This window comes from Lysinibacillus sp. UBA6686, from assembly GCF_002455205.1.
Taxonomy (GTDB): domain Bacteria; phylum Bacillota; class Bacilli; order Bacillales_A; family Planococcaceae; genus Lysinibacillus; species Lysinibacillus pakistanensis.
On the sequence record NZ_DKJS01000002.1, the window covers coordinates 40,852 to 51,286 of the forward strand.

Annotated in this window: 13 protein-coding genes; 5 read left to right on the top strand and 8 right to left on the bottom strand. The window is 35.4% G+C overall.

What is annotated here, in order from left to right; translation table 11 throughout:
* Positions 1-165 precede the first annotated feature (165 nt).
* The gene (locus B2R82_RS00720) at positions 166-579 is read right to left on the bottom strand and encodes a hypothetical protein (protein WP_286923040.1); all 414 of its coding nucleotides are present in this window, start codon (positions 577-579) and stop codon (positions 166-168) included.
* Between the two features lie 960 nt (positions 580-1,539).
* Between B2R82_RS00720 and B2R82_RS00725 the strand changes: the two genes are divergently transcribed.
* Together B2R82_RS00725 and B2R82_RS00730 are read left to right on the top strand one after the other, a co-directional pair.
* Positions 1,540-1,854 carry a hypothetical protein gene (locus tag B2R82_RS00725; RefSeq protein ID WP_286923041.1) on the top strand — a complete coding sequence of 105 codons (315 nt, stop codon included), beginning with the start codon at positions 1,540-1,542 and terminating at the stop codon, positions 1,852-1,854.
* A 219-nt stretch (positions 1,855-2,073) separates the two neighbouring features.
* Complete coding sequence (locus B2R82_RS00730) at positions 2,074-2,538, top strand: DinB family protein (protein ID WP_286923042.1); 465 nt, start codon at positions 2,074-2,076, stop codon at positions 2,536-2,538.
* Between the two features lie 752 nt (positions 2,539-3,290).
* On the opposite strand, the gene B2R82_RS00735 is transcribed toward B2R82_RS00730, so the two are convergent.
* Complete coding sequence (locus tag B2R82_RS00735) at positions 3,291-3,608, bottom strand: hypothetical protein (protein ID WP_286923043.1); 318 nt, start codon at positions 3,606-3,608, stop codon at positions 3,291-3,293.
* 272 nt (positions 3,609-3,880) lie between these two features.
* Between B2R82_RS00735 and B2R82_RS00740 the strand changes: the two genes are divergently transcribed.
* Together B2R82_RS00740 and B2R82_RS00745 are read left to right on the top strand one after the other, a co-directional pair.
* Positions 3,881-4,057 carry an asparagine synthase gene (locus tag B2R82_RS00740; RefSeq protein ID WP_283872278.1) on the top strand — a complete coding sequence of 59 codons (177 nt, stop codon included), beginning with the start codon at positions 3,881-3,883 and terminating at the stop codon, positions 4,055-4,057.
* 286 nt (positions 4,058-4,343) lie between these two features.
* Entirely contained in the window at positions 4,344-4,640 is a 297-nt protein-coding gene (locus B2R82_RS00745; protein WP_286923044.1) for a hypothetical protein, read from the top strand.
* A 57-nt stretch (positions 4,641-4,697) separates the two neighbouring features.
* Here B2R82_RS00745 and B2R82_RS00750 read toward each other — a convergent pair whose 3' ends face one another.
* From B2R82_RS00750 to B2R82_RS00770, 5 genes are all read right to left on the bottom strand, one after another.
* The gene (locus tag B2R82_RS00750; RefSeq protein ID WP_286923045.1) at positions 4,698-5,636 is read right to left on the bottom strand and encodes an alpha/beta hydrolase; all 939 of its coding nucleotides are present in this window, start codon (positions 5,634-5,636) and stop codon (positions 4,698-4,700) included.
* A gap of 236 nt (positions 5,637-5,872) precedes the next feature.
* Positions 5,873-7,240, bottom strand: coding sequence for a sensor histidine kinase (locus B2R82_RS00755; RefSeq protein WP_286923046.1), 1,368 nt, complete (start codon positions 7,238-7,240; stop codon positions 5,873-5,875).
* Positions 7,237-7,911, bottom strand: coding sequence for a response regulator transcription factor (locus B2R82_RS00760; protein ID WP_286923047.1), 675 nt, complete (start codon positions 7,909-7,911; stop codon positions 7,237-7,239). Before B2R82_RS00760 ends, B2R82_RS00755 begins: the two co-directional genes overlap by 4 nt.
* A gap of 149 nt (positions 7,912-8,060) precedes the next feature.
* Positions 8,061-8,480, bottom strand: a complete 420-nt coding sequence (locus B2R82_RS00765; RefSeq protein WP_286923048.1) for a hypothetical protein — start codon at positions 8,478-8,480, stop codon at positions 8,061-8,063.
* Positions 8,481-8,722: 242 nt separating this feature from the next.
* Positions 8,723-9,016: a DUF5316 domain-containing protein gene (locus tag B2R82_RS00770; protein ID WP_286923049.1), complete on the bottom strand. Its 294-nt coding sequence runs from the start codon at positions 9,014-9,016 to the stop codon at positions 8,723-8,725.
* 129 nt (positions 9,017-9,145) lie between these two features.
* Between B2R82_RS00770 and B2R82_RS00775 the strand changes: the two genes are divergently transcribed.
* Positions 9,146-9,664 carry a hypothetical protein gene (locus B2R82_RS00775; RefSeq protein WP_286923050.1) on the top strand — a complete coding sequence of 173 codons (519 nt, stop codon included), beginning with the start codon at positions 9,146-9,148 and terminating at the stop codon, positions 9,662-9,664.
* 127 nt (positions 9,665-9,791) lie between these two features.
* On the opposite strand, the gene B2R82_RS00780 is transcribed toward B2R82_RS00775, so the two are convergent.
* The gene (locus B2R82_RS00780) at positions 9,792-10,100 is read right to left on the bottom strand and encodes a hypothetical protein (protein WP_286923051.1); all 309 of its coding nucleotides are present in this window, start codon (positions 10,098-10,100) and stop codon (positions 9,792-9,794) included.
* Positions 10,101-10,435: the final 335 nt, after the last annotated feature.

A 10,435-nucleotide genomic window follows, 5' to 3' on the forward strand; every position in this document is an offset into this window, starting at 1 on the left:
AATTAGTGTGATCTTATTTCTCACCATTGGCATAATTATTTTCGGGGATACTTTACCCACTTAAAAATACTATATTTTGTTGATCATCCAGGGGCTGAACGCGATGCTTTTGAATGTATGCAATGGCTTGTAAAAGATGTTCTTGAGTTATATTTTGTGGAATGCTCATGAGTTATTTTTTAATGCAAGTTCAAGTACTTTACGTTGAACTATATGGAAATACTCTTCATACAAAGTATTGTTATATACATTATATTTATACATTTCTTCTGTCAATGAAACACGTACTTTTTCTTCATTCTTCCAGAGCCATTTAACTGTAATACCAAGTCCTAAATCTGACTTTTCTTCTATACTATCATCCATTACAATACCCACTGCTTTAATATGTAACTCTTTCGTAGTTATGGACATCGATTTAATATAAATAAAATCACCTATCTTAATTTTCTTTAAGATTTGATGAAGTGCAGGAGCATCATTTACACTCCAGCCTATACAAGCACAATTATTTTCAATAAATGCATTCGTTTTATCAAATTTCCCACTATATGAAGCTCCAATACCGTAAATAGCCATACATAATTCTCCTCCAAATCACTTACTATTTTAAGAAAAATCTCTACAGATATTATACCCTTAAATAGGAAAATTCGACAGTGTTAAATTACAATATTTAACATATTATAATAATTTTTAACGATATATTCGAACTAATCTGCTCTAGGAGAAAATAAGATTAAAAGTTAATTTTCCGTGATTTTTCTAGCAATTCAGTGATTGAAAAAATACCAATTGCGAGTGAAGAAATTGTTGATCAGATTTTCTTTCTTCTTAACATCTTCACTTGATCCCCCTAGTGTTTGATCAAAAAACATTGCTACATTTAATACTTTAATAATAATTACGATGCCAAGCAAGAATCGCTCTGGTCAGAAGAGAAATCGCTCGGCTTGCAGCAAGAACCGCTCCGGTCAGAAGTAAAATCGCTCGGCTTGCAGCAAAAACCGCTCTGGTAAGAAGTGAAATCGCTCGGCTTGCAGCAAGAACCGCTCCGGTAAGAAGTAAAATCGCTCGGATGACAGCAAGAACCGCTCCGGTAAGAAGTAAAATCGCTCGGCTTGCAGCAAAAACCGCTCTGGTAAGAAGTGAAATCGCTCGGCTTGTAGCAAGAACCGCTCCGGTCAGAAGTAAAATCGCTCGGATGACAGCAAGAACCGCTCCGGTCAGAAGTAAAATCGCTCGGATGACAGCAAGAACCGCTCTGGTAAGGACAATAGTCGCTCGGCTTGCTTATCGGCCCCACCTTAATTTGTAGCATCTACCTTGTTGCTTAATTTTGGACAGACTTTTTTACTCAGCTCTCCACCTGTTATGCTGAGTGTTTTTAAATGTGAATTTTTATTATTTATCATTTTGCATTTTTATTAAAATCCAATAAGTTTACTTTAAATATCAATAGCATACAAATTTATTATTTAGTGACAACAATAGGTATTATTGGTATATTAATTACATATATAGAAAGGAGATGTTGTCATGAAAGGTCTCTCAATTACATCACTTATACTTAGTATTATTTTTTTCTTCATGGGATTTTATAGATTATTTTTCTATTCAAACCCTGAATCCAGTGTACTTAAATCACGCAATGCCTGGGTTGGTGGAGATGCTTATAATTACATAATTAACGGTACTCAAGCGACTGCATACTTTGTATTATTTGCTGCCTTTTTTATAGCATTTGTATTAATAAAAATCGCCTTACACTTGCAAGACACTATAGAGTCATCGCATAGAGAAGCGAGTAGAAAAGAAATAGATGAATACGAAATCATTAACATTAAAGAATAATAAATACATTTAATATTTTTTACGTTAGACCAGGACCATATTTATGAACCTGGTCTTTTTTGTGTGTTCAGTAAATGAATCAAGTCTTAGTACTAAAAACTTTCTAACAATCGATTGTTAAAACTCTAAAACGCAAATTGTCATTTTCCTTCTATTTCAAACCTAAAACTGAATGATATACTATTCTAAAAAGTATATGATTAAGGGGGTGAAAAGTGAATGATTGGTGCTAAGACTATATTGTTAGATCAACTTCTAGCTAATGCTAATGATCGTAGTTGGTATATCTCATTCTATGAAGTAACTGATGGATTAACGGAAGAAGAAGCTTTTTGGAAACCTGATGATTCAAGTCATAGTATTGCTGAAATTGTCCAACATCTAATTTATTGGAATGAAACTTGGCAATTACGGTATAAAGAAAATCATGTTAATGCCTGTTCACAAACCAATAACAATGCTGATACTTTTCATGTTAGGGATGAGGATACTTTCTTTGAATTAAAGGAAAAGCTGTTAAAAATACTACTTCAATGGCAAGAGTTTATTGAGGAAGAACAACTTTTATCGATTGTAAACGGATATCCTGTGATGGCTGAATGGTGGGCAATCATATCTAATGCTGCAACTCATAATGCTTACCATATTGGACAACTAGCATATATTCGTAAAATGAAGAAATAGAAATTTGTTAGGCCTTTGGAAATACCCAGAAGTCTTTACTGTATTTTCAAAAGCTACCCCTCTTTTTAAAAATGCTCCTCCCCTTATTACGTATTCATACACAATCTTCCCACTGTACGTTATTCCCATTCCCCTTTTACTGGAAAATATGTATACTTAAAATATAATTAGTTGCCTCTGTAGCTATAGAAGGGAAGAGCGCCGGAAAACATTGTAGATACCGGGTCGCAAGGCAAGGGTTTCAGAAGCACCGAAAAGCAAATGAGCTGAGGCAGGTGAAATTCCTAGCCGGTGAAAGTCCGTAGGGAAGCGTGTTCCCCCTAGCCTATGCTTACGAAAGGAGTGCGGGTTCGAATCCCGTCAGAGGCATATGCTCTACAAATCCTCCAAATGTTAATCTGAATTATCCCTTCTGTTGCATCCTATCCAATAGATAATCATTTACGACTATGTATAAATAAATAAGACCAGGCTCAATCGAATTGAGTACCTGGCCCAACTTGCTTGGTTGTAGAAATAGGAATTGAAAAGACATTGCTAGTATAACGTAGCGGCCTGAACAATTTCTGAACATGAGAAGTATTTGTAAAATACATTTTTCTCTCATCCAATACTTGTTTGCAATAGGTAAAATTTATCAAGTATTATCTCATATGACTGTCCTAAATATAATTCATTATGTGCCTTTGACTTTATGATAATATATGCTTTTTACATAATAGGGATAATATTCTAAATTTGTATAACGGTTGTTAACTTTTTTGAAGCTCTTTTAGCAGTAATTTTAATTCTTCTGAGCCTATTTTATTAATATGAAGCAAATTCATTATATTTTCTATTGCATTTATTTTATTGTCAAATGCTAATGTAATCTTGTCATGATAGTCTTTCATCATGCTTCCTGGATTTAGCTCATTTAATTTCCCTTCTGCGTTTCGGAGAATTTCTAAACCATCCTCTAAACGCTTTGTAGTTAAATCATTTTCATCAGTATTATCACTATTCAAATTCCTAAAAAACGCTAGAGTTTCTTTTAATATTTCATTCACCTGCTCTATATAGTCATTCAATGTAATATCCCCCAATCTACCTATATCATAGGATAAATAGGATGTTTTGTCATTTCGAAAAATCACTACCAATTTAGCTGTTTAAATACTCAATGATGCGAAAGTAGTAAAATAATTCCTCTTGATGAAATCTCATGACATATTTAGCCTTTGAGAATATGCGCCTCAATCATGTTATGGGCTTTTCATATTTATTAGTATAACTTTTTAGTCTGTAGCGAATAGTAATAGTGGTGCAAACACACCTATTAACTACGATGGAGGGATATTTTATGAATAATATTCGTGAAGGATTAATCCCAACAATTTTAGGGTCTGCTGTTACTGCTACTGGTTATGCATTAAAGCAAAAAAGTGGTTCTAACAAAATGATTGCCAATACTGTATTCGGTTTCGGTTTAGCGCATATTGTATTAGGTGCAATAGACCTTATTGAACATCGTCGTTAAGAATAGGAGAGCTCATTTTCGAGCTCTCTTTTTGATTATCAATAGAAATAACAGATTAAACTCCATTCATTTTACCTTATGTTAATTTTTACATTTAATTATGGATTATTATATTTTAAAACTATACATCCCCTTTATTTTCCAATAAAATAAAGGAATAGCTTTAAAATATTAGGAGATGTAAAATAAGGAATTACTTTAATCTTGATACTATTCATATTATTCAAACATAAACTTCATCGAATGGGGATCGTGTTAATAAAACTAATAAATGAGGGGTAAAAATATGATAAATCCAATTACTTCTACCATTGTCTTTTTTTCATATTTAATACTATTAATTATTTTGAGAATTGTTTTCTTCCATTTTGCTTTCAAAACACATAAACGGCCGCTTTCAATGTTTTATGATACGACACTTTTTATTGCAACGACAATATGGCTAATTACTATTAGAGAAATCATTTGGTTTAATTACGAATCATCCATACTTTGGCTAGGTGCAATACTTTATCTAGTAGCCATTTGTGATTTTGGCTATAATATTTATCAATTAAAAAATATAAAGCATTCAACAAATTGAATTCGTTGAATGCTTTCAAAGGTTACTCTAGATGTCTAAAGGGATCTTTCAGTACACTTATTTTACTTCTTCCATAAACGTTCTAAGATTTTCAACTATTTCTTTAGATCTGGTATGGTGTAAATAGTGTCCTCCCTCAAGTGTCATCACTTTTCCATGTACTGAGTGTTTGACCTGCTCTTTGTGCAGATTTATCCAGTTTTCAACAGTTTCGTCTTCTGTCACAAATAAAATAAGCGGTAGCTCTTTAGGGAATGTTAGATTTTCAGCTGCAGTAAAGTTTTTATAAAAGTTTTTCATTTCATTAGAGGTGCTGGTATTATAAAAGTTTTTAAGCGTAATCATTCTCGTTTGCTCTTTTGTTTCGTCATCATAGGGTAGTCCTGCATATGGATCTGTATCTTCTAGTTTTAACATCAATCTGCCTATACCTGATTTTTTAAGAAATTGAAATGTTTTTATAGGAAACTTTGTATCCATACCACCCTGTGTTGGTACACTGCTGTCAATACCTACAAATGCACTGACCTCGCTTGGATATTTATTAACATAATCTAATCCGTAAATACCTGCAATGGAATGACCCATAAGCATATATTGGTCAATATTCAATTGTTGTAGGGCTTCATGAATTTCACTTACAATATTGTCCGTGCTTCGTTCTGTATCGGTATCATCACTTAAACCGTATCCAAAAGGCTCAATGATGACGACCTTATAATATGGAGCTAGCTCTTTCACAAGCGGCTTAAAATCAAGTGCCGGGGCCGCTGTTCCAAAACCTGGTAGAAGTACCACTGTTTCTTCACCATTTCCTTGAATTGTGACATTCATATTTTGTCCGTTTACGGATACAAGCTGACCATAGGATTCTATTTTTCCTTGTTCTATTTTGTTGCAAACAATATTTACGATAAATACAATCGCTAGTACAAGGACAATTGCCACAGCTATTATGCCAATTGATTTAAGTATAATTTTTAATACTTTATTCATCTGTAGACACGAGAGGTTAGAAAACCGTTGAGGTCGTTTTTCACCTGTACTCGTGCTTTCCCTCCTTTTCATAACACCATGATGATTCCTGGTGGCTTATTCCAGCTTCTTTATGGGCTGTTAACGAAAGTATATATGATGAAGATGTATTCTCTATGACAACAATATGAACGCAATATGAACAGCAAAAAAATGTTACAACCTATGTGCACAAGTCGTAACATTTAGAATTGGTTTTATGCTGTTGGTATTATAATTGGTAATGTGACAATGAAAGTTGTTCCTTGCCCGAGTTGGCTTTGCACTTGGATGTCTCCCTGATGAAGTGATACAATCTGTTTCACAATAGCCAATCCCATACCACTACCCTCATACTTACGGCTATGGGAGCGATCAGCCTTAAAAAACCGCTCGAATATACGCTTTTGATCCTCTAAAGAAATTCCAATGCCCATATCAGCTACTCGCACTATTACGTGATTGGCCTCTTGTTCTATGCTGACATCAATTATGTCACCGTCACTTGAAAATTTGATGCTATTGGTAAGAATATTTGTCCATACTTGATTTAATTGATTATAATCTGCCATTAGGCGGACAGCCTGTAAATTGACATTAAAATGGATGTTGCGAGCAGACCATTGCGGCTGAATGGCGATGATAACTCGTCTAATTTGTTCATCAAGACTAAATGAGGCAAGCTGTAATGGCTGGGCCTTCGATTCAAGCAAGCTCAGCTTTAGCAGGCTATCACTCATCTTGGACATTCGATTGGCTTCAGCAATGATAATATCGAGATAACGGCTTTTCTCGTCTTCAGAGAGGTCGACTTGCTTCAGTGCTATAGCATAACCGGATATTGAAGTAAGTGGCGACTGTACTTCATGAGAGACGTTGGATACAAAATCTCTTCGCATCTGCTCAAGCTGCTGTAAATCGTGTGCCATTTCTTCAAAGCTCCGAGCCAAGGTACCTAGCTCACCCGTTTGCTTAATATTCAGCTCGACATTGAAATCTCCTCCTGCTATATGCCTAGTAGCTTTTGTTAATTTTTTGATTGGCTTTACAAAAAACATCGCCGCTACTAAAAACACTAGGCTTCCTAATACAAGGGCGTATGTTGAAAAATTCAATATCAATTTTATTGCAAACGAGGTAGAAGGTAAGGAGATTGGTTCTACAAACATCGCTTTGGTACCCATTTCAGTTGTTAAAGGCATTCCTAAGAGAATAGATGAAACACCACTTGACTCCACTTGAACAACCTCTCCAGACAATACTTTGCTGACCTCTTCATTTGTCACATCTGCAAATTTATCGCCGTCCGACTCTCCGAAACTTTGAAACTGCCCCGTTTCTTCATAAATGCGTATATGATAAGATTTGAGCTGATTCATTTCGCTTACGAATTTCTCCGCTTCATGATACGGTAATGTATCAAAGATTAGCGCAATGTCCTGTCCAAAGTTCAGTAAGGGGATTTGCAAGTTTTCGTTCAATTTATCTTTAAATATCCATGTTGCCACGAAAAAGGAAATGATTGTACCACCTATTACGGCAACTAAGAACGTTACTACGACACGTGTATATAAAGATCGAATCATCCAGTAACCTCGAGTCGGTAGCCAAGCCCACGTACCGTCTCTATTTGAAATTCTGTTGAAGTTGCGAATCTCTCCCGTAGGCGCTTTATATGTACATCGATTGTTCGATTATCTCCTGTAAAATCAAGCCCCCAAACCTGATCGATCAGCTGCTCCCGTGTATAGACTTGCCCCGGTGTTTCAGCAAGCTTGTATAGCAATTCAAACTCTTTGAGCGGCAGCGAAATAGACTCGGCTCCTCTCATAACCTTATACGTTTGACGATCAAGTGTAATAGTACCAAGCCTAATAGTCTGTGTTGTGCCAATTTTGTAGCGCTTTAGTAATGCTTTTATACGCACCGTTAACTCTAACGGATCAAAGGGCTTTGTCAAATAATCATCCGTTCCTAGTTCGAAACCTTTCACCTTCTCCCACGTTTCACCTCTTGCAGTCAGCATAAGTAACGGGAGTTCAGTATTTACTCTACGTAGCTCCTTACATAAAGCCCAACCATCCATCGTCGGCATCATTATATCAAGTACTACAAGATCAATTTGCGTTGTGTGATAAATGGTCAGCGCCTCTTTACCATCCTTTGCTTCGATTGTTGTGAATCCATCCTTGCGCAAAAATAAGCAGACGAGTTCGCGAATGTTCGCATCATCGTCAGCAACAAGTATAGTAGGCATTCGTTTCCTCTTTTCCATTCTAGATTTACGTTACAATTATACAATAAATAGCATTCTATTACCTTTTGGAGCTAGCATCCGTTTTCAACATTATCTTTGCACAAAAAAAGACTGTAAACAAACATGTGTTTGTCTACAATCTACGCAATCTATTTATACAATTCCTTATAAACAATCACTTTTAAAGCCATAATCTCTTCGTCTGTTAATTTTCCTTGAACTTCCTGAAGAACCTCATCCCTTGTCATTGAACCATTTTGCACTTTTTCTCGAATAGTGTTCAGCTCCGAGATTCCCACTTTTTGAATTAAGACTTTGGTAGCCTCTTCTTTTGTTGTAAACGGTAATTTACTGCTGTCAGCCGTTTTTGCCTCCTCCATAAACGATTTTAGTTCAGGATCACTTTCAATCGTATTCTTAATTTCTTCGATTTCACCACTATTCTTTAATTCTGTTGAAACCGTCTCCACTATTTTATCGGAGGCAAACTTCGTACCGTAGTGATACACTCCGTAACCAATAACGCCAAGGAAAATTAGAAATATTAATAGGAATTTAATGAATCTCATATCTCACACTCCTTTATCCTAAAGATAATAATACTATATAGAATGCTGAGAAGAGAAATGATAGCCTTTGGTGGATAGTGGGGACATGAAAATTTGGTTGATTATTTGCAAATTTCTTAGACAACAAACATTAAAAGTTGGCATCTTAGATAAACCAATTACTGTAGATATACATTTCATCCCCTAAAATGGATGAACCAATTTTAGAGGGATTTTTAGTTGATTGTTTGGATTAAACAAACTTATTTTACAAAATAATAGTATAATATAACAGCAATCAATATATTGGGGATAGCCATTAGAAATGAATTAGCAGTAAATTTATTTCTCTCATCCCTATGCTCCCTTGTTTCAGTAGCTAAGTTTGCACGCATACGATCGCCACTCACCATTGAGCCTGACATAACCATTGCAATTACAATTAACGCACAGCCAATGATTCCTGAAATGAAATAGGCTCTTTCCATCCCCCATAGAAGCATCGATATCGAGACACCTATGATGGATAAAATTGTGCCAATGAATAAATATTTCATCTAAACACCCCCATTACCTATAATACGATTGCCTTCCATATTTTGTTTCAACTATGGAAAATTTCAACCAAAAAGACGATAATAGACTATGAAGAAGATATATATCTACATAAAGTGAGGTGAATTTCCTTGACGATAAGCTCATTATCTAGTGAGAATTTATTGATTACACAAAAACTATTACAAGATGTTTCTGATAATAAGAAATTAAATTTATCTGCAGAACAAAAAATTGCCTTTAAGGAAGTATTAACTGAAGCTCTTTTAGGCAATGGCATTAATACTATTTCTGACATACAGAAACAATCCATCATCAATGAACTAAAAAAATCAAATGGTCTCAATAATTATCTTTATGGTCTCAATCCAACAACATTGGATGGCAGCAATGTATCGACAATTCAACAACAGATTTTTAACAGTTTAGGGCTTTCGAATCCAAACACCCTATCCACGTCTAATGCTTTATTGACTGCCCTTAGCAACACTGTAGCAAATGAAAGTGCTACCTCAAAAATTGGGAACAATGCTGCGACAAAGACAAAAGCAATGGCATCCTATCGACAGCAATCTCCTATTAGTTTGAGTACAAATATGGGTGCCTTGGCCTCAAGGATTGGCGACATTAGATCAGGCTTTTTTATTTAAAAGGTTATCTTCTTCTCGTTAAAGAAACGGCATAATGCCCTCCCTTTAACACTTCATACTAAAAAGCAGGATTCTCTTTGGAAGGGGAATCCTGCTTTTAGAAGTTTTTCTATTCCTAACTCAATTTTTACTTAACATATTTTAAATACTTTTTAACAAAATCTACGATGTAATACACTTCCTCTTCGGTAATATTTAACAAATTAGAAACTCTTTGTCGTTTTGCAGGGGATTTTAATTGTTCCTTCACTTGATCGATTCTCATATATTTACATTTCCGTGGATTCACTTGATCCCTAATTTGCTTGTATCGAGTGTAAGCGTAGCGAGCAAGTGCATTCAGCATTTCGCGCTCCTGCTCATCTCTTTGCTGATTCTTAGCAACTGCATCGATTATCTCAGTATCGAATGTCCATGTACCATCTGTAAATTGCATAGTACCACCTCTCTAATTACTGTCATGGTCCTTAAACCATTAATCATTCTCCTAATCTTAGTAAATGCATGATAAAAAGCCACACCTAGTTAGATGTGACCCCTTGTTTAATTTTTAAATGTATCTGATTAATTGAGCGACTTTTGGGTTTGCGTGAGCAGTTTTTCTATCGTGCCGAGCGACTTTTGGGTTCATCTGAGCAACTTTTCTGTCGAGCCGAGCGATTTTTGGGTTCAACTGAGCAGTTTTTCTGTCGTGCCGAGCGACTTTTGGGTTCATCTGAGCAGTTTTTCTATCGAGCCGAGCGACTTTTTGAGGTTAGTATAAAAAGTGGA

Excerpts from the sequence above, each read along its gene's own strand:
- B2R82_RS00760 (WP_286923047.1), bottom strand. The coding sequence starts at position 7,911 with ATGCCTACTATACTTGTTGCTGACGATGATGCGAACATTCGCGAACTC.
- B2R82_RS00745 (WP_286923044.1), top strand. The coding sequence starts at position 4,344 with ATGATAAATCCAATTACTTCTACCATTGTCTTTTTTTCATATTTAATA.
- B2R82_RS00755 (WP_286923046.1), bottom strand. The coding sequence starts at position 7,240 with ATGATTCGATCTTTATATACACGTGTCGTAGTAACGTTCTTAGTTGCC.
- B2R82_RS00765 (WP_286923048.1), bottom strand. The coding sequence starts at position 8,480 with ATGAGATTCATTAAATTCCTATTAATATTTCTAATTTTCCTTGGCGTT.
- B2R82_RS00750 (WP_286923045.1), bottom strand. The coding sequence starts at position 5,636 with ATGAATAAAGTATTAAAAATTATACTTAAATCAATTGGCATAATAGCT.
- B2R82_RS00780 (WP_286923051.1), bottom strand. The coding sequence starts at position 10,100 with ATGCAATTTACAGATGGTACATGGACATTCGATACTGAGATAATCGAT.
- B2R82_RS00725 (WP_286923041.1), top strand. The coding sequence starts at position 1,540 with ATGAAAGGTCTCTCAATTACATCACTTATACTTAGTATTATTTTTTTC.
- B2R82_RS00740 (WP_283872278.1), top strand. The coding sequence starts at position 3,881 with ATGAATAATATTCGTGAAGGATTAATCCCAACAATTTTAGGGTCTGCT.
- B2R82_RS00770 (WP_286923049.1), bottom strand. The coding sequence starts at position 9,016 with ATGAAATATTTATTCATTGGCACAATTTTATCCATCATAGGTGTCTCG.
- B2R82_RS00720 (WP_286923040.1), bottom strand. The coding sequence starts at position 579 with ATGGCTATTTACGGTATTGGAGCTTCATATAGTGGGAAATTTGATAAA.
- B2R82_RS00730 (WP_286923042.1), top strand. The coding sequence starts at position 2,074 with ATGATTGGTGCTAAGACTATATTGTTAGATCAACTTCTAGCTAATGCT.